General features: G+C 70.5%; 15 protein-coding genes. 11 read left to right on the top strand and 4 right to left on the bottom strand.

Features of this window, described 5'->3' with window-relative positions:
- The first annotated feature begins 123 nt into the window (after positions 1–123).
- Positions 124–3108, top strand: a complete 2985-nt coding sequence (gene uvrA / locus AC3ANS_RS11240; protein WP_488296239.1) for an excinuclease ABC subunit UvrA — start codon at positions 124–126, stop codon at positions 3106–3108.
- Between the two features lie 147 nt (positions 3109–3255).
- The gene (locus AC3ANS_RS11235) at positions 3256–3663 is read left to right on the top strand and encodes a Rieske (2Fe-2S) protein (RefSeq protein ID WP_488296238.1); all 408 of its coding nucleotides are present in this window, start codon (positions 3256–3258) and stop codon (positions 3661–3663) included.
- A gap of 44 nt (positions 3664–3707) precedes the next feature.
- Here the strand turns inward: AC3ANS_RS11235 and AC3ANS_RS11230 are convergent, their stop codons facing one another.
- From AC3ANS_RS11230 to AC3ANS_RS11220, 3 genes are read right to left on the bottom strand one after another with little or no spacing between them, the layout of a single operon-like run.
- Positions 3708–6476, bottom strand: coding sequence for an alkaline phosphatase family protein (locus tag AC3ANS_RS11230; protein WP_488296237.1), 2769 nt, complete (start codon positions 6474–6476; stop codon positions 3708–3710).
- Positions 6473–7831: an ABC transporter permease gene (locus AC3ANS_RS11225; protein WP_488296236.1), complete on the bottom strand. Its 1359-nt coding sequence runs from the start codon at positions 7829–7831 to the stop codon at positions 6473–6475. Before AC3ANS_RS11225 ends, AC3ANS_RS11230 begins: the two co-directional genes overlap by 4 nt.
- Positions 7828–8712 (bottom strand): ABC transporter ATP-binding protein, encoded by an 885-nt coding sequence (locus AC3ANS_RS11220; RefSeq protein ID WP_488296235.1) that lies wholly within the window; start codon positions 8710–8712, stop codon positions 7828–7830. The genes AC3ANS_RS11225 and AC3ANS_RS11220 overlap by 4 nt, the downstream gene beginning before the upstream one ends.
- A 173-nt stretch (positions 8713–8885) precedes the next feature.
- On the opposite strand from AC3ANS_RS11220, the gene uvrC reads away from it, so the two are divergent.
- The 9 genes from uvrC to AC3ANS_RS11175 all read left to right on the top strand — a co-directional run bounded on the left by uvrC (position 8886) and on the right by AC3ANS_RS11175 (position 17710).
- Positions 8886–10868 carry an excinuclease ABC subunit UvrC gene (uvrC, locus tag AC3ANS_RS11215; RefSeq protein WP_488296234.1) on the top strand — a complete coding sequence of 661 codons (1983 nt, stop codon included), beginning with the start codon at positions 8886–8888 and terminating at the stop codon, positions 10866–10868.
- 68 nt (positions 10869–10936) lie between these two features.
- Positions 10937–11782 (top strand): RNase adapter RapZ, encoded by an 846-nt coding sequence (gene rapZ / locus AC3ANS_RS11210; RefSeq protein ID WP_488296481.1) that lies wholly within the window; start codon positions 10937–10939, stop codon positions 11780–11782.
- A 7-nt stretch (positions 11783–11789) separates the two neighbouring features.
- On the top strand, positions 11790–12785 hold the full coding sequence (locus tag AC3ANS_RS11205; RefSeq protein ID WP_488296233.1) for a gluconeogenesis factor YvcK family protein: 996 nt from the start codon (positions 11790–11792) through the stop codon (positions 12783–12785).
- Between the two features lie 22 nt (positions 12786–12807).
- On the top strand, positions 12808–13794 hold the full coding sequence (gene whiA / locus AC3ANS_RS11200; protein ID WP_488296232.1) for a DNA-binding protein WhiA: 987 nt from the start codon (positions 12808–12810) through the stop codon (positions 13792–13794).
- A 171-nt stretch (positions 13795–13965) separates the two neighbouring features.
- Positions 13966–14961 carry a type I glyceraldehyde-3-phosphate dehydrogenase gene (gene gap, locus AC3ANS_RS11195; protein WP_488296231.1) on the top strand — a complete coding sequence of 332 codons (996 nt, stop codon included), beginning with the start codon at positions 13966–13968 and terminating at the stop codon, positions 14959–14961.
- 2 nt (positions 14962–14963) lie between these two features.
- Positions 14964–16163 carry a phosphoglycerate kinase gene (locus AC3ANS_RS11190; RefSeq protein ID WP_488296230.1) on the top strand — a complete coding sequence of 400 codons (1200 nt, stop codon included), beginning with the start codon at positions 14964–14966 and terminating at the stop codon, positions 16161–16163.
- A 108-nt stretch (positions 16164–16271) separates the two neighbouring features.
- Positions 16272–17066, top strand: a complete 795-nt coding sequence (gene tpiA, locus AC3ANS_RS11185; RefSeq protein ID WP_488296229.1) for a triose-phosphate isomerase — start codon at positions 16272–16274, stop codon at positions 17064–17066.
- A gap of 31 nt (positions 17067–17097) precedes the next feature.
- Positions 17098–17328: a preprotein translocase subunit SecG gene (gene secG / locus AC3ANS_RS11180; RefSeq protein WP_207559306.1), complete on the top strand. Its 231-nt coding sequence runs from the start codon at positions 17098–17100 to the stop codon at positions 17326–17328.
- Positions 17294–17710 (top strand): RNA polymerase-binding protein RbpA, encoded by a 417-nt coding sequence (locus AC3ANS_RS11175; protein ID WP_488296228.1) that lies wholly within the window; start codon positions 17294–17296, stop codon positions 17708–17710. The genes secG and AC3ANS_RS11175 overlap by 35 nt, the downstream gene beginning before the upstream one ends.
- Positions 17711–17816: 106 nt before the next feature.
- On the opposite strand, the gene AC3ANS_RS11170 is transcribed toward AC3ANS_RS11175, so the two are convergent.
- A complete protein-coding gene (locus tag AC3ANS_RS11170) occupies positions 17817–18779 on the bottom strand; it encodes a hypothetical protein (protein WP_488296227.1) in 963 nt (320 codons plus the stop codon).
- Between the last annotated feature and the right edge of the window lie 47 nt (positions 18780–18826).

Raw genomic sequence — 18826 nt, 5'->3', positions numbered from 1 at the left:
GGGCCGTGAGATCGTGGGGAACACGGGCGGGTCCGGGATGGTTGTGCCTGGTTCGCACCGGGTACGATGGCGAACACCTGTTCGAACGCGCACGTCGACACGAGGGACCGAGGGGACAACGCAGTGGCGGACCAGCTCATCATCCGGGGGGCCCGGGAGCACAACCTCAAGGACGTCTCGATCGACCTGCCCCGTGACTCCCTGATCGTCTTCACGGGTCTGTCCGGGTCCGGCAAGTCCTCCCTCGCCTTCGACACGATCTTCGCGGAGGGCCAGCGCCGCTACGTCGAGTCGCTGTCGGCGTACGCCCGCCAGTTCCTCGGCCAGATGGACAAGCCGGACGTCGACTTCATCGAGGGGCTCTCGCCCGCGGTGTCGATCGACCAGAAGTCGACCTCCAAGAACCCTCGCTCCACGGTCGGCACGATCACCGAGGTCTACGACTACCTGCGCCTGCTCTACGCCCGCGCGGGCCGTCCGCACTGCCCGACGTGTGGGGCGCCGATCGAGCGGCAGACGCCGCAGCAGATCGTCGACCGCATCCTCGCGCTCGAGGAGGGGCGGCGCTTCCAGGTGCTCGCGCCGGTCATCCGGGGCCGCAAGGGTGAGTACGTCGAGCTCTTCAAGCAGCTCCAGACCCAGGGGTTCTCCCGGGCCCGCGTCAACGGCGAGACGCACTCCCTCGACGAGCCCCCCAAGCTCGACAAGCAGAAGAAGCACACGATCGAGGTGGTCGTCGACCGGCTCAAGGTCTTGGACTCCTCCAAGCGCAGGCTCACCGACTCGGTCGAGACCGCGCTGCAGCTGGCCGGCGGCCTGGTGCTCTTCGACTTCGTCGATCTCAGCGCGTTGGACCCGCACCGCGAGCTGCGGTTCAGCGAGAAGATGGCCTGCCCCAACGAGCACCCGATCGACACCGACGAGCTCGAGCCGCGCTCGTTCTCGTTCAACTCGCCGTTCGGAGCCTGCCCGGCCTGCCACGGACTCGGCACCCGCATGGAGGTCGACCCCGAGCTGGTGGTCCCCAACCCGCAGGCGACCCTCGGCGAGGGCGCGATCCAGCCGTGGAGCCAGGCCCACGTGGCCGACTACTTCCTGCGACTGATGGGTGCGCTGGGCGAGGAGCTCGGCTTCGACCTCAACACGCCGTGGGAGGACCTCTCGGCCAAGGCGCAGCGCTCGATCCTCGACGGCCACTCCACCAAGGTGCACGTCGTCACCCGCAACCGTTACGGCCGCCAGCGTGCTTACTACGCCGAGTTCGAGGGCGTGCGCACCTACGTCGAGCGTCGGCACCGCGAGGCCGAGTCCGACACGAGCCGTGAGCGCTTCGAGGGCTTCATGCGCGAGGTGCCCTGCCCGACCTGCGCCGGGAGCCGGCTGAAGCCGGTCTCGATGTCGGTCACGCTCGGCGGCTCGCTGCAGGACGGCGGCAAGAACATCGCCGAGGTCTGCGCGATGCCCATCAACGAGACCGCCGACTACCTGCGCCACCTCGAGCTGACCGCGCGCGAGCGCCAGATCGGCGAGCGGGTGCTCAAGGAGATCCAGGAGCGGCTCAACTTCCTGCTCGACGTCGGGCTCGACTACCTCTCGCTCGACCGGCCGTCCGGGTCGCTGTCGGGCGGCGAGGCCCAGCGGATCCGGCTCGCGACCCAGATCGGTGCCGGCCTGGTCGGCGTGCTCTACGTGCTCGACGAGCCCTCCATCGGGCTGCACCAGCGCGACAACCACCGGCTGATCGAGACCCTGCTGCGGCTCAAGGACCTCGGCAACACCCTGATCGTCGTCGAGCACGACGAGGACACCATCCGCGTCGCCGACTGGGTCGTCGACATCGGGCCCGGCGCGGGTGAGCACGGCGGTCAGGTCGTCCACAGCGGCAGCGTCGAGGACCTGTTGCGCCACCCCGACTCCATGACGGGGCAGTACCTCTCCGGTCGCCGGGAGATCCCGGTGCCGGAGGTGCGCCGGCCGCGCACCAAGGGCCGAGACCTGACCGTCCACGGGGCCCGCGAGCACAACCTGCGCAACGTCGACGTGTCGTTCCCGCTCGGCCTGTTCGTGGCCGTGACGGGGGTCTCGGGCTCGGGCAAGTCGACGCTGGTCAACGACATCCTCTACACCTCGCTGGCCAAGCAGATCTACAACGCTCGTGCGGTGCCCGGCCGACACCAGAAGATCAGCGGCCTCGAGCACGTCGACAAGGTCATCCACGTCGACCAGTCGCCGATCGGGCGCACCCCGCGCTCCAACCCGGCGACCTACACCGGGGTCTTCGACCACATCCGCAAGCTGTTCGCCTCCACCCCGGAGGCCAAGATGCGGGGCTACCTGCAGGGGCGGTTCTCGTTCAACGTCAAGGGTGGTCGCTGCGAGGCGTGCGCGGGCGACGGCACGATCAAGATCGAGATGAACTTCCTGCCCGACGTCTACGTCCCGTGCGAGGTCTGTCACGGCGCCCGCTACAACCGCGAGACGCTCGAGGTCCACTACAAGGGCAAGACGATCGCCGAGGTCCTCGACATGCCCATCGAGGAGGCGGCCGAGTTCTTCGCGGCCGTCCCCGCCATCGCACGCCACATGAAGACCCTCGTCGAGGTCGGCCTCGGCTATGTCCGGCTCGGCCAGCCGGCCACCACGCTCTCGGGTGGTGAGGCCCAGCGGGTCAAGCTCTCCTCCGAGCTGCAGAAGCGCTCCACCGGCCGCACGGTCTACGTGCTCGACGAGCCGACGACCGGACTGCACTTCGAGGACATCCGCAAGCTCTTGCTGGTGCTCGGCCGGCTGGTCGACCAGGGCAACACCGTGCTGGTGATCGAGCACAACCTCGACGTGATCAAGACCGCCGACTGGCTCATCGACATGGGCCCCGAGGGTGGGTCGCGCGGGGGCATGGTCGTGGCCGAGGGCACGCCGGAGTCGGTCGCGGCCGACCCGGGCAGCTACACCGGCCAGTTCCTCGCCCCGTTGCTGGAGGGTCGGGCCGCCAAGCAGCCGGCGCGCCGTGCCACCCCCGCGAAGACGGCGGCCAAGAAGACGGCCGCGAAGAAGACGGTCGCGAAGACGGCAGCGGCCAAGAAGGCAGCGGTCCGCAAGGCGGGCTGACCGGCACACATCACGAGTCCCGCTCCGGCGTGCTACGGCGGACCTCCGGGCGGCGGACCTCCGGGCGGTGAACCTCCGGGCCGTGGGAGCCGTTTGTAGGGTGAAGATTCAACGACCGCCACCGAGAGGACGACCGTGAGCATGGGGATGACGCGCCGACAGACACTGACCGGAGCAGCCGTGGTGGGCGTGGGAGCTCCGCTGCTCGCCGCGTGCGGCGCAGGTTCCGGAGGCGACGCCACGGGAAGCGACCCGTCGGTGAGCGCGGGGCAGCAGATCGGCCCGGCGTCCGAGGTCCCGGTCGGCGGCGGCACGATCTTCCCCGACCAGAAGCTCGTGGTCACCCAGCCGACCAAGGGTGAGTTCAAGGCCTTCTCCTCGATCTGCACCCACGCCGGCTGTCCGGTGACCACGGTCGAAGGCGGCACGATCGACTGCCACTGCCACGGCAGCAAGTTCTCCATCGAGGACGGATCGGTCGCCAACGGTCCCGCGACCAAGCCGCTGCCTGAGGTCAAGGTGAGCGTCGAGGGCGGTCAGGTCACCACGGCCTGAGCCGAGGTCGGGCCATGGTGACCTGACCCTCGCTGCGGAGCCGATCAGTCGACGTCCGCACCCGGGAGCGCGGCGCCGGGAACCTCGCCGGGCAGGTAGATCTTCGGGTCACCCGGGTAGGGCAGGTCCCAGTGGTGCGCGTCGTACCACGTGTACCGGTTCATCTGCTCCGGGTTCGCGTAGTCCGCCCGCGCGTGCGCGCCGGTCAGGTGCTGCCGGTCCGCCCAGCGCTGCCAGGCGGCCGCGTACGACCGGTGTGCCGCCGGAACCGGGCGGGCCCGCACCGCACCGGGGCCGGTCGGGGTGTCGAGGCCGCACGCGGGTGCGGTCGCGATGTTCTCGGTGAGCGGGATGCGATTGGGCCGCGCGGAGTACGCCGTGAAGTCGGGTCGGGACCCGAACGCGTCGAACATGGGGGTGGCCGCGGCGACCTTCTGGTTGAGGGGCTCGGCACCGAGGATCTGCTCGATGGTCCGGACCATGGATAGCTGGGAGTAGTACGTCGAGACCGTCCGGCCGTGCGTGGCCCACGGGCTGATCACCTGGATCGGGGCACGGTGCCCGTCGACGTGGTCCGCGCCGTTCTGGCTGTCGTCCTCGACCACGAAGATCGCCGAGTCGTGCCAGTACCGGCTGTGCGAGATCGTGTCGACGATCTTGCCGAGCGCGAGGTCGCCACCGGCGACCTCGGCGCGAGCGGACACCGGGCCGCCCGTGTGGTCGTCGGAGAGCCAGATCATGTTGAAGTCGGCGGGCCCGTGCTGGCGGAAGTCCTGCTTCCAGATCTGGTAGCGGTAGAGGTCGGGGATCGACAGGTCGAACGGCGGCGAGGTCGGGTTGGTGATCGCGTTCAGCGACGGGATCACCGATCCGTAGTCGCCTTTCAGGTCGGAGGTCGTGAGCTGAGCGGGGTCGCCACCCTGGTCGACGCTGGTGGCCGCGCAGTAGTACTGCTGCCAGGTGCCGGCGGGCTTGCCCTCGGTGTAGAGGAACTCACCGTAGTTGCGGGCGGTGTTGCCCGCGCCCTGGATCGCGGTCCACAAGAAGCCGGAGCGCTGGTGACCGAGGACGTCCTCCTCGGTGTCGTAGCTGCGGATGTACTGGCCGGCGCTCGACTCGGTGTACTCGGGGTTGTCGCCCTGCATCAGCCAGTTGTGGCCCTCGGCCGAGTTGGTGCCGACGTCGTAGGTGTTGTCGTACAGGCCGAACTGGCGCGACAGCGCGTGGGTGTTCGGCGTGACGTCCGCGCCGAACTGCGCGAGCGACGCGTCGCCGTCGCCCTCGGGCATGTCGCCCTGCACCTGGTCGTAGGTGCGGTTCTCCTTGACCACCATGAACACGTGCTTGATCGTCGACGGATCTCCGATCCGCTCGGGGACCGGGACAGGCCGGGCCGGGCGTCCGGTGGCGTGCCGGACGTCGGCGTTGGCGTCGCCCCAGCCGTTCTGCCGGAAGACCGTCGGCGTGTAGGTGTCGCGGATCTCGAGGTCCGAGGGGAGCTGGAAGCGGGTGAGCGACGCCGTGGTGCCGTGCGTGCCGTGGCCGGTCGCGGGGTTCGTACCGTAGCCGGCGGTGAACGTCAGCAGCGGGCCGCGGGCGTCGATGCCGCGACGGTTGGACACCACGAGGTCGCCGCCGACCGCGAACACGTCCTCGGGGTAGTAGTCGGTCGGGAGCAGCCCGACGTAGCTGACCGGGTCCAGTGCGTTGCGTCCGAGGCGGTAGACCGCGATCGCGTTCGCACGGCCCAGGCTGACGAGCAGGCGACCGTCCTGGACCGTGATGCCGTCGGGCTCGTAGCCGATCCGCGAGCCGCGCCAGGGCTGGGTCGCGATCGTCTGGACGACCCGACCGCGGGAGGTGTCGATGACCGAGACCGTGTCGTCGTTGGTGTTGGCGACATAGAGCACGCCGTCGGCGTCGTACATCGCCGTCGGGTGCAGCCCGACCGGGATCTGTCCCACGGGCGCACCCGGATCGGTGATGTCGATCGTGCTGAGCGCGCCGGTCGTCGACGTACCTCGCACCGGGTCAGCCGGGACGTCCGTGCCGTACGACCCGATCGTGGTGTCGCCCGGGCGGGCGCGTCGCCCGCCCTCGTCGCTGACGTAGAGGGTGTTCCCGACCAGCTGCAGCTGCCGGGGCGCGATCCCCACGTCCCAGGTGTGTTGGATCGTGCCGGTCGCAGCGTCGAGGGCGACCACGGTGTTCTGGCCGTTCACCGCGGCATACAGCGTGGCGGCGTCGGCGGAGAAGGCCAGCCCGGCGGTGAGCGCCTGCTGGCTCCCTACGGTCGGAATGGTGACCTTGGTGCCGGTGCCCAGGGTGCCGTCCGCGTTGACCGGAAACCGGGTGAGCCCGGTGGCGTTCGGCATCCAGAGCGTCGAGCCGTCGGGGGAGTAGAGAGGGCCCTCCTGGCCGACGTTGTTGTCGGTGAGGCGGGCGTCCACCCCGGCCGCGGTGCCGCCGCGCCAGATGAGCCGGTAGGAGGAGAGGTCGAAGATCTGCAGCGAGACCGAGCGGTCGGCGGACGTCGCGGCCAGGAACCGGCCGTCCGGGCTGACCGTGGAGCCCATGAACTTGCCGTACGGCGTCATCAGCCGCTCGCCGAGGGGCGCAAGCGCCTGGTCGGAGGAGATCTGGAGCCCGTTGGAGTACTCCGTCCCGACCTGGTGCTGACCGAAGCCGGCCGTCGTGGCGTAGGCCACGCCGCCGGTGACCGCGAGGGCCAGTCCGCCGGCGATGACGGCCGACGCCTTGCGGGGGAGGCGCCGGCTGGCGGGCCGCCCCACGCGGTTGCGCGTCACGTTCATGCTGATCCTTTCCGAGAGGTGAGCAGGTCGACGAAGCCGTCGAACTGCCAGAGGGGGTTGGGTGCATCGCCGGTGGCGGTGCGGATCTGGAAGTAGCCGTTGACCTCCTTGGGCCCGTCACCGTCGGCGACGAACCGGCCGTCCGCGGCGACGTCGAGCTGGTAGATCGCCGTGCCGGTGGCGGTCGCCCCCGGCAGCGTCCAGGTCACGACGCAGCGCCAGTCGGCGCCGGGCCCGGCGTCCTCGACGCGGTCGCCGCCCTTGTCGCACCGCGCCGTCGTGTGGAGCTCGTCCTCACGGACCGCGGGTCGGTGCAGCTCACGGGTCTGCAGCACGTAGAGGTGGGAGAACGACGTCCCCAGCGCGGTCTCGAGCTTCGCCCGGTCGATGCCCGAGCCCCAGGCGTCCGTGGTGGCGCCGACCACGGCGGACGTCGCGGCGACCAGGGCGGCCGGGGGCACGATCCCCGCGAGCACCAGCCGGCGGCCGGACCCGTCGTACGCCGGATCCGTGAAGTCGCGTCGCACGAAGAGCCGGTACGCCAGGGACGTGGCGACCACCGCCCAGGTCAGGCTGACGAGCGTGCCGATCCACAACGGCCCGAGCTGGGTGGGATCGCTCAGCAGGCCGCGGTAGCCCAGGAACGCGTTCGTGGGGAGCGCGACGCGCAGCGCGACCGGGACCGGCAGCAGCTGGACGCCCTCGAGGACGAGCGCGAGGACCACCGGCAGGAGCAGTCCTAGCGGGGACCGGCCGAGGGCCACGGAGCCGAGCAGGCCGACCGCCGAGAACGCGAGCGTGGGCGCGACGATGCTCAGCCAGGCCAGGAGGACGGCCCGCGCGAGCGCGCCGGACGCCATGACGTGACCGTCGAGGCCGGGCAGGGGATGGCTGCCGATCGAGGCCAGCCCGCCGGCGATCGACGACACGACCAGTGCCAGGAGGAGGGCGATCGTGACGGTGAGCGCGGCGAGGGCCTTGGCGAGGAAGATCCGGCGCGGCGAGCGTACGGCGACCAGCAGGTGCCGCCAGGTGCCGAGCCGGTCCTCGATGGCGAAGACGTCGCCTGCCACGACGCAGGTGAGGAGTGGGAGCACGATGCTCCCCATGAAGACCAGGACGACCAGCGCGCCTGCCCAGCCGGACTGACCCATCCAGCGTCCGTACACCGCGTCCGCGGGCAGCGACGTCTGCCTGCTGACGACCGCGGTGTAGAGGGCGGGGGCGGTCAGGCAGGCCGCGAGGACGAGGCGCAGCCGCCACTGGGACGCCAGCTTGACCAGCTCGAAGCGGTAGCCGCGCAGCAGCGCCGGAGCATCGCGGCGAGGCGAGGCCGTGAGGACGGTGGCGCTCACCGGGCCGGACCCGTCTCGACTGCCCCGGTGAGCGCGAGGAAGGCTGCCTCCAACGGCGGGACCACGGGGCTGAGCTCGCGGATCGCGACGCCGGCACCCACGAGCCGGGTGACGAGTTGGTCGAGCGCCACGTCGGGTCCGCTGACCACGAGCTCGCGGCCGGGGGTGACGCGCACCCCCGGCGTGGCGGTTGCGATCGAGAGCGCCCGGTCGGGGTCGGTGGTGACGACCCGGTGGTCGAGTTCCCCGCTCTCTGCCGCGAGCTTGCGTACCGGTCCCGAGAACACGATCCGTCCGGCGGAGAGCAGGCTGACCTCGTCGCACAGCGCGGCCAGGTCGTCCATCCGGTGGCTCGAGAGCACCACGGTCGCACCGGCCGCGGCGACGTCGGTCAGCACCCGGTGCACCTGCCGCTTTCCGGCCGGGTCGAGCCCGTTCGCCGGCTCGTCGAGGACCAGCAGCCGCGGGTCGCCGAGCAGCGCGGCGGCCAGGCCGAGGCGCTGGCGCATCCCGAGGGAGAACCCGCGGACCCGGTCGTGGGCGACGTCGCTCATCCCCACCCGGGCGAGCAGCTCGTCGGCGTCCGATCTCACTCCGCGGAGGGCGGCGAGGGACGTGAGGTTCTGGCGGGCGGTGAGCGTCGGGTACAGCCCTGGCGAGTCGACGAACCCCGCGACCGGGAGCTCCTCGATGTCGAGGGTGCCGGCGTCCGGAACGGCCAGGCCGAGCAGGACGCCGAGCAGCGTCGTCTTCCCAGCCCCGTTGGGGCCGACCAGCCCATGGATCTCACCGCCGGCGAGGTCGAGGTCGACCCCGTCGAGGGCGATCACGTCGCCGAACGTCTTGGTCAGACCGCGCACCCGAACGACGGTCGATGACATGGCGGGACTTCCTCCGTCTGCTGGTGCTCCGAGTCGAACCTGGCGTCCACGCCCCCGCCGAGGAAAGTAGGGAGACCCGGTGACCGGCCCCGGTCGGTCGGGGGAACGCCGTGCGAACGGGAGCCGCCCTTCCGGGGAGTGCTCTGTCGGACCCGGACCGTAGGGTGGGAGTCGTGCCATCGCCTGTGTCGTACCGGCCCGAACCGGGCTCGATCCCGACCCAGCCGGGCGTCTACCGCTTCCGGGACCCCAAGGGCCGGGTCATCTACGTCGGCAAGGCGAAGAACCTACGCGCGCGGCTCTCGTCGTACTTCCAGGACGTGCGCCACCTGCACCCGCGCACCGCCACGATGGTGACCACCGCCGCCAGCGTCGAGTGGACCGTCGTCAAGACCGAGGTCGAGGCGCTGCAGCTGGAGTACTCGTGGATCAAGGAGTTCGACCCGCGGTTCAACGTCAAGTACCGCGACGACAAGTCCTACCCGTGGCTGGCCGTGACGGTGGGCGAGGAGTTCCCGCGCGTGATGGTGGGGCGCGGCGCCAAGCGCAAGGGCACCCGCTACTTCGGTCCCTACAGCCACGCCTGGGCGATCCGGGAGACCGTCGACCTCCTGCTGCGCGTGTTCCCGATGCGTTCGTGCAGCAACGGCGTGTTCAAGCGGTCCTCCCAGATCGGGCGGCCCTGCCTGCTCGGCTACATCGACAAGTGCGCGGCCCCGTGCGTCGGCAAGGTGAGCGCCGAGGAGCACCGGGCGATCGTCGATGACTTCTGCGACTTCATGGGCGGGCACACCGCGGCCTTCGTCAAGCGCGTGGAGCGTCAGATGTACGCCGCCTCCGACGCGCTCGACTTCGAGAAGGCCGCGCGCCTGCGCGACGACCTCGGCGCGCTCAACAAGGCGCTCGAGAAGCAGGCGGTGGTCCTCGGCGACGGCACGGACGCCGACGTGATCGCGCTGGCCGAGGACCCGCTCGAGGTGGCCGTGCAGATCTTCTACGTGCGTGGCGGGCGGATCCGGGGCCAGCGGGGCTGGGTGGCCGATCGGGTCGACGAGGGCGGCACCGCCGAGCTCGTCGACGACTTCCTCCTGCAGCTCTACGCCGGTGCGGTCCCCGACGAGATCCCGCGCGAGATCCTGGTGCCCGCCCTGCCGGCCGACGTCGCGACGTACGAGCAGCTGCTCGGCGACCTGCGGGGGTCACGGGTGTCGATCCGGGTGCCGCAGCGTGGCGACAAGCGGACGTTGCAGGAGACGGTCGCCCAGAACGCCGCACACGCGCTCGCACTGCACAAGACCAAGCGGGCCAGCGACCTGACGACCCGCAATCGCGCGCTGGAGGAGATCCAGGACGCCCTGGGTCTCGACGAGGTGCCGCTGCGGATCGAGTGCTACGACATCTCCCACCTGCAGGGCTCTGAGATCGTCGCGTCGATGGTGGTGTTCGAGGACGGCCTCGCGCGAAAGTCGGAGTACCGCCGGTTCGTGATCCGCGGCCAGGACGGGTCCGACGACGTGCGCGCGATGCACGAGGTCATCACGCGGCGTTTCAAGCGGCTCCTCGACGAGCAGGCGAAGTCGGTCCCGTCGGTGGAGGTGGACGGCGCCCAGGGGCCGATGCTCGTCGACCCCGAGACCGGCAGGCCCCGCAAGTTCGCCTACGCGCCCGGCCTGGTGGTCGTCGACGGTGGTGCACCGCAGGTCGCCGCGGCACAGCGTGCGCTGGCCGAGCTCGGCATCGTCGACATCCCAGTCTGCGGGCTCGCGAAGCGGCTGGAGGAGGTCTGGCTCCCGGGCCAGGAGGACCCGGTGATCCTGGCCCGGTCCAGCGAGGGCCTCTACCTGCTCCAGCGGGTCCGTGACGAGGCGCACCGCTTCGCGATCACCCACCACCGCTCGCGGCGGTCGAAGTCGATGGTCGAGAGCGTGCTCGACGACGTGCCCGGTCTGGGCGAGGTGCGGCGCAAGACGCTGCTCAAGCACTTCGGGTCGCTCAAGAGGCTGCGGGAGGCGACCGCCGAGGAGATCGCCCAGGTGCCCGGCATCGGTGCCCGCACGGCTGGTGCGATCAAGGATGCGGTCGCGCAGAGCAAGGGCAAGACTGGTCCCGCCATCGTCAGCGTCAACACCGCCACCGGCGAGATCGAGGAGGGCTAGCCGTGCCCGAGGACAGGCCCAGCGACGGGCCCAGCGACAGGCCCACGACGCACAACCGGCTTGGTGAGCTGGTGGTCGTCACCGGCATGACGGGCGCCGGGCGGAGCACGGCCGCGAAGGAGCTCGAGGACCTCGGTTACTACGTCGTCGACAACCTGCCGCCGAGTCTCCTGCGGGAGGTGGTCCGGTTGGTCGACGACAGTCGGGGCACCGCGCAGCCGATCGCGGTCGTGGTCGACGTCCGTTCCGGGTCGTTCTTCCAGACGCTGCAGGCCAACCTCGCCCAGGGCGCGACCGGTCGCCACGCGACGCTCGTGTTCCTCGAGGCCACCGACGACGTCCTCGTCCGTCGCCAGGAGGCTGCTCGACGCCCGCACCCGTTGCAGGGCGACGGACGGCTGATCGACGGTCTGCGCCGCGAGCGGACGGCGCTCGCCGACCTGCGCAGCGACGCCGACCTCGTCATCGACACGACGGCGCTGAACGTCCACGAGCTCACCGACCGGATCGCCGAGGCGTTCGGCACCCCCGACACGACGCGGCTCAAGGTCAGCGTGGTGAGCTTCGGCTTCAAGTACGGCATCCCCGTCGACGCGGACTTCGTGGCCGACATGCGCTTCCTGCCGAACCCGCACTGGATCCCCGAGCTGCGACCGCGGACCGGTCGCGACCGGGCGGTCGCTGACTACGTCATGGCGCAGGCGGGGGCCGCGGAGTTCCTCGACGCCTACGTCCCCGTGCTCGAGGGCGTCGCCGGCGGCTACCTGCGCGAGGGCAAGCGCTTCATGACCGTCGCGATCGGCTGCACCGGTGGCAAGCACCGCAGTGTCGCCATGACCGAGGAGATCACCCGCCGATTGGCGGCCTCGGGCTTCGACGCGCGTGCGACGCACCGTGACCTCGGGCGTGAGTGAGGCAGCGATGATCAACGATCGCGCCCAGTCCGTGGTCGCCTTCGGCGGCGGGCACGGACTGGCGGCCTCGCTGCAGGCCTTGCGGATCCTCGTCGACGACCTGGTGGTCGACGACCTGACCGCTGTCGTCACGGTCGCGGACAACGGTGGCTCCTCGGGACGGTTGCGCTCCGAGTTCGGGGTGCTCCCGCCGGGCGACCTGCGGATGGCCCTGGCGGCCCTGTGCGGAGAGCACCAGTGGGGAGACACCTGGGCGCGGGTCCTCCAGCACCGGTTCGCCGGCCAGGGCGACATGCACGGGCACGTGATCGGCAACCTGCTGATCGTCGGCCTGTGGGAGCAGCTCGGCGACCCGGTGGCAGCGCTGGACTGGGTCGGCCGGCTGCTCGGCACCTCGGGCCGGGTGCTGCCGATGGCGCTGACGCCGTTGGACATCACGGCCGAGGTGCGGGGACTGTCGCAGGACCCGCACGGGCTGACCACCGTCCGCGGGCAGGTCGAGGTGGCCACCACCGAGGGCGTGATCGCCACGATCGCCCTGGACCCGCCCGACCCGAAGCCGTGTCCCGAGGCACTCGACGCCGTGCACAGCGCCGACTGGCTGGTGCTCGGGCCCGGGTCGTGGTTCACCTCGGTGATCCCGCACCTGATGGTGCCCGCGCTCCACGACGCGATCGTGAGCAGCGACGCTCGTGTCGTGGTCACGCTCAACCTCACCGAGCAGGCGGGGGAGACCCCGGGGTTCGAGGCCGCCGACCACCTCGCGGTGCTCGCCGAGCATGCACCCGACCTGCGGATCCACACCGTGCTGGCCGACGCCGCGAGCGTCGGCGACGGTCTCGACGACCTGCTCGAGGTCGTCCACGCAGCCGGGGCCGAGCTGGTCGTCGCCGATGTCGCCTGCGACGACGGCACGCCGCGGCACGACCCGGCGAAGCTGGCTACGACGTACGCCCGCATCATCGGCGCGGGAGATCTCGACCGGCGCGGCACACGTCGTTGACGGGCGTGAAAGGATCTGCGCCATGGCGATGACGGCACAGGTGAAGGCGGAGCTGGCCAGCACCCAGGTCACGAAGACGTGCTGCCGCAAGGCCGAGGTGGCCTCGATGCTCCGGTTCGCGGGCGGTCTGCACATCGTCAGCGGCCGGATCGTGGTCGAGGCCGAGTTCGACACCGGTGCCTCCGCCCGGCGGCTGCGCACGAACATCGCCGAGGTCTACGGCCACCAGTCCGACGTCGTGATGGTGCAGGGCAACGGCATCCGCAAGGGCAGCCGCTACATCGTGCGGGTGGTCAAGGACGGCGAGGCGCTCGCGAGGCAGACCGGGCTGCTCGACCAGCGCGGACGTCCTGTGCGGGGGCTCCCGCCCGCGGTCGTCTCGGGCGGCGGCTGCGACGCCGTCGCCGCGTGGCGCGGCGCGTTCCTCGCGCACGGCTCGCTCACCGAGCCCGGCCGGTCCTCCGCGCTCGAGGTGACCTGCCCCGGCCCCGAGGCCGCGCTCGCGCTGGTGGGCGTCGCGCGCAGGCTCGGCATCCACGCGAAGGCCCGCGAGGTACGCGGCGTCGACCGGGTCGTGATCCGCGACGGCGACGCCATCGGCCAGCTGCTCACCCGGCTCGGCGCCCACGAGTCGCTGATGGCCTGGGAGGAGCGCCGGATGCGACGCGAGGTCCGCGCCACCGCCAACCGGCTGGCCAACTTCGACGACGCCAACCTGCGGCGGTCGGCACGGGCCGCGGTGGCGGCCGGAGCGCGGGTGGACCGGGCGATGGAGATCCTCGGCGAGGACGTCCCCGACCACCTCAAGATGGCCGGCGAGCTCCGTCTGGAGCACAAGCAGGCCTCGCTCGAGGAGCTCGGCCAGCTGCACGACCCGGTGCTCACCAAGGACGCGATCGCCGGGCGCATCCGACGGCTGTTGGCGATGGCCGACAAGCGCGCCGAGGAGCTCGGCATCCCCGACACCGAGGCGTCGCTGACGCCGGACATGCTTGCGGATGAGGGCTGACTTCGGTTCTATGAAGACCTAAGGTCCCGAGGTCTGGGGACCTTCGCTCGTTACCGGAACGTACCCCGGGACGAGAGGTTGGTCATAGCGATCCGAGGGATAGGGTCGGAAAACGGACGGCCGGACACCCCAGCCGTCCCCATCAGCTAGCGCGACATGAGGAGCTCCGCAGTGACCGTTCGAGTAGGTATCAACGGGTTCGGCCGGATCGGCCGCAACTTCTTCCGGGCCGTGGTGGCCTCTGGCGCCGACATCGAGATCGTCGCCGTCAACGACCTCACGGACAACAAGACCCTGGCGACGCTCCTCAAGTACGACTCGATCCTGGGTCGCCTCGAGGGTGACGTCACCTCCAACGAGACCGAGATCTCCGCTGCGGGCCACACCTTCAAGGTGTTCGAGGAGCGCGACCCGGCCGCACTGCCGTGGGGCGACCTCAACGTCGACATCGTGCTCGAGTCGACCGGCTTCTTCACCGACGCGACGAAGGCCAAGGCCCACATCGACGGCGGCGCCAAGAAGGTCATCATCTCCGCTCCGGCGAAGAACGAGGACGTCACCATCGTGATGGGCGTCAACGAGGGCGACTACGACCCGGCCGCGCACCACATCATCTCCAACGCGTCCTGCACCACGAACTGCCTGGCGCCGATGGCCAAGGCGCTCCACGACGAGCTCGGCATCGTCAAGGGCCTGATGACGACCATCCACGCCTACACCGGCGACCAGAACCTGCTCGACGGCCCGCACAAGGACCTGCGTCGCGCCCGCGCCGCCGCGCTCAACATCGTGCCGACCTCGACCGGTGCCGCCAAGGCGATCGCCCTGGTCATGCCCGAGCTCAAGGGCAAGCTCGACGGCTACGCCCTGCGCGTCCCCACCCCGACCGGCTCCGCCACCGACCTCACCTTCGAGGCCGGCCGCGAGACCACGGTCGAGGAGGTCAACGCGATCGTCAAGGCCGCCGCCGACGGCAAGTTCCTCAAGTACAGCGAGGACCCGATCGTCTCCACCGACATCACCACCGACCCGGCGTCGTGCATCTTCGACGCGCCGCTGACCAAGGTCATCGGCAACCAGGTCAAGGTCGTCGGCTGGTACGACAACGAGTGGGGCTACTCCAACCGCCTCGTCGACCTGATCGACTACGTCGCGGCGACCCTCTGATCGTGGCGTCCTACGACGGACTCGGTGAGGTCGCCGGCAAGCGCGTGCTCGTCCGGTCCGACCTCAACGTCCCGCTCGACGGGACGACCATCACCGACGACGGCCGGATCCGCGCAAGCGTGCCGACCATCAAGGCGCTGGCCGACGCCGGCGCCCGGGTGATCGTGACCGCCCACCTCGGGCGCCCCAAGGGGGCGCCCGAGGACCGGTACTCGCTCCGGCCGGTCGTAGCCCGGCTCGGCGAGCTGCTGGGCCAGGAGGTCGCGTTCGCCACCGACACCGTCGGGGAGAGCGCCCAGGCCACGGTCGCGGGTCTCCAGGACGGGCAGGTCGCCGTGCTCGAGAACGTCCGGTTCAACCCGGGCGAGACCAGCAAGGACGAGGCCGAGCGCGGTGCGTTCGCCGACCAGCTCGCGGCCCTCGCCGATGCCTTCGTCTCCGACGGCTTCGGCGTGGTGCACCGCAAGCAGGCCTCGGTCTACGACGTCGCGCAGCGCCTGCCGCACGCGATGGGTGCGCTGGTGTCCACCGAGATCGGCGTACTGCGTCGGCTCACGGTCGACCCGGCCCGCCCCTACGTCGTCGTCCTCGGCGGCTCGAAGGTCTCCGACAAGCTGGGCGTCATCGACAACCTGTTGGGCAAGGCCGACAAGCTGCTCATCGGCGGTGGCATGGTGTTCACCTTCCTCAAGGCCCAGGGCCACGAGGTCGGCAAGAGCCTCCTCGAGGAGGACCAGCTCGACACCTGCCGCTCCTACCTGGAGCGGGCCGCACAGTCCGGCGTCGAGATCGTCCTGCCCACGGACATCGTCGTCGACACGGCGTTCCCCTCGGGGGACCGCGAGCCGCAGCCGAGCGTCGTACCCGCCTCGGAGATCCCGGCCGACGCGCTCGGGCTCGACATCGGACCCGAGTCGGCGCAGGCCTTCGCGGCTGCGCTCGCCGACGCCAAGACGGTGTTCTGGAACGGCCCGATGGGCGTGTTCGAGACCGACGCCTTCGCCGGCGGCACCCGTGCCGTCGCCGAGGCGCTCACCAAGGTCGACGGGCTCTCGGTGGTCGGTGGTGGCGACTCCGCCGCCGCCGTCCGCAGGCTCGGCTTCGACCAGGCGGCCTTCGGCCACATCTCCACCGGTGGCGGCGCCAGCCTGGAGTACCTCGAGGGCAAGGAACTGCCCGGCATCAAGGTCCTCGAGGCCTGAACCACCCGGGCGTGGCCCCCGCGGACCTCGGTCCGCGGGGGCCCGACCCGGATCCCACGAACCACACCGGGGCGTCCGCTCCGGACCACACGAGACGCCGAGGATGGCATGGCCGAGAAGCGCACCCCGCTCATGGCGGGCAACTGGAAGATGAACCTCAACCACCAGGAGGCGGTGGTCCTGGTCCAGAAGCTCGCCTGGACCCTGGCTGACAAGAAGCACGACTACCGTCGCGCCGAGGTCGTGGTCGTCCCGCCGTTCACCGACCTGCGGTCGGTCCAGACGCTTGTCGACGGTGACCGCCTGCTGGTCAAGTACGCCGCCCAGGACGTCTCGACGCAGGACTCCGGCGCCTACACCGGCGAGATCTCGGCCAGCATGCTGAGCAAGCTCGGCTGCTCCTACGTCGTCGTCGGGCACAGCGAGCGTCGCGAGTACCACGCCGAGACCGACGAGGTCGTCAACGCCAAGGCGCACAAGGCGCTGAACGCCGGCATGATCCCGATCGTGTGCGTCGGCGAGGGCCTCGAGGTCCGCCAGGCGAACCAGCACGTCGCGCACTGCCTCGCCCAGGTCGACGGATCGCTCGCCGGGTTCACCGCCGAGCAGATCGCCGGCCTCGTCATCGCCTACGAGCCCGTGTGGGCCATCGGCACCGGCGAGGTCGCCACGCCCGAGGACGCCCAGGAGGTGTGCGCGGCGATCCGGGAGCGGGTCCGCGAGGTCCACGGCGACGACGCGGCGGACGCCGTACGCGTCCTCTACGGCGGGTCTGTGAAGGCATCCAACGTCGCGGGCATCATGGCCAAGGAGGACGTCGACGGCTGCCTCGTGGGTGGCGCGAGCCTGCAGGTCGACGAGTTCGGCGGAATCTGCCGGTTCTACGACATGCCGATCCTCTGATCGCCGGACCTCTGACGTAGGCTTACCGATCGTGACTCTGCTCTTCACCATCGTGCTCATGATCGCGAGCGGTCTGATGATCCTGCTCGTGCTGCTCCACAAGGGCCGCGGGGGCGGCCTCTCGGACATGTTCGGCGGTGGCGTCTCGAGCTCCCTGGGCGGTTCTTCCGTCGCGGAGCGCAACCTCGACCGTCTGACGGTCGGGATCGGCGTCATCTGGTTTGCCTGTGTGGTGGCCCTCGGGCTCCTGCTCGCCTACTGAGAATTCGAGAAGGGAACCGTCTGTGGCTGGTGGAGGAAACGCGATTCGCGGGAGCCGGGTTGGTGCCGGCCCGATGGGCGAAGCGGAGCGCGGTGAGGCTGCCCCTCGGCAGGCCGTCACGTACTTCTGTGCCCACGCGCACCGCTCAGTGGTGACGTTCTCGGTCGAGGCGCAGGTGCCGGACTCGTGGGACTGCCCCAAGTGCGGTCTGCCGGCGAGCCGTGACTCCGAGAACCCGCCCCCGGCACCCAAGATCGAGCCGTACAAGACCCACCTTGCCTATGTTAAGGAGCGTCGCTCCGACCAGGAGGCCGCGGACATCCTCGACGAGGCGCTCGCGCTCCTGCGCTCGCGGCGCAAGTCCGGCGACATCATCTTCTAGGCCCGCCCCGTCTTCACCACCGACTCGGCGCTTACTGCACATGCAGGGGCGCCGAGTCGGCGCATCTGCACGCGTCGTGGTGCCGAGTCGGCGCATCTGCACGCGGTCAGGCGATACGGCGCGCCCGGGCGGCGCGTGCTTCGCGGGCAGCGCCGCGAAGCACGAGGTCGCAGGTCCGCGCTCGCCCGAATACGTCGTCGACGCCGAACGCCTCGATGCGGTAGCCGACGTCGGTCATCACGGACCGTCGCTCGCGATCGTGCTCCTGCTGCTCGGGTGTCGAGTGCCATTCGATGCCGTCGTACTCCACACCGAGAAGGAACTCGTCGTTCAGGAGGTCCAACCTGCCCAGGAACACGTCGCCGTCGTAGACGTCCACCTGTGGAGCGACGCGCAGGCCGGCCTCGTAGCAGCGCAACCGTAGGACCGACTCGCCGGGCGACTCGCTGCGACCGTCGGCGAGCGGCCCGATCTCGCGTAGCGTCGTCACCCATCGCATCTTCGCGAAGCGCTCGATGCCGGCCAGGAACTCCTCGCGACTAAACGAGCCGAGCCGGAACATCGCGTCCAGGCCGGAGATGGCCTCGTCGGTCCACCGGACTCGGCCGAGATCCCACGCCGTGCGCAGCGGGGTCGTGACCTGCAGCCCGTGAACCACGGTGATGTCCTCGTCGCGGACGTTTCGTTCGCCACTGGCTGCTATCGGGTTGCGCAGGCGTCCGTTTCCGGATGGCCGATACATAGAGATTGGTCGCAGATGCAGGTGTTCGTTGGGCCGCAGCACCATCTGGGCGCCCAACAGCCAGCCTGCGTGCCGGTCGACCACCACGCAGTCAGGGGGCGTCACGAGTCGCAGGCAAGCGGCGCGCAAGTCGAGTGAGTCGGGAACATGGGTGCCGACATAGACGCTCTTGAGGGGTCGCCGCACGAGCGCCTCGGTCTGCAGGCGCCCGAGTCCGCGACGCGTGATGCCCGCAGCGAGCGCCGCGGCATAGGTGAAGGGTTCGTCGACGGGAAGCGGGAAGTCGTGCCCGAGGCGCCCGTCGTACGCCATGGTGTCGATGTCCATGCACAGACTCTTCCCGGCGAGGGCACTCACGAGCCCGACTGCCTGCG

This window comes from Nocardia sp. 149-1B, assembly GCF_057747975.1.
The sequence above is the reverse complement of the archived record's forward strand: the minus strand, read 5'-3'. Positions and strand labels throughout refer to the sequence as shown.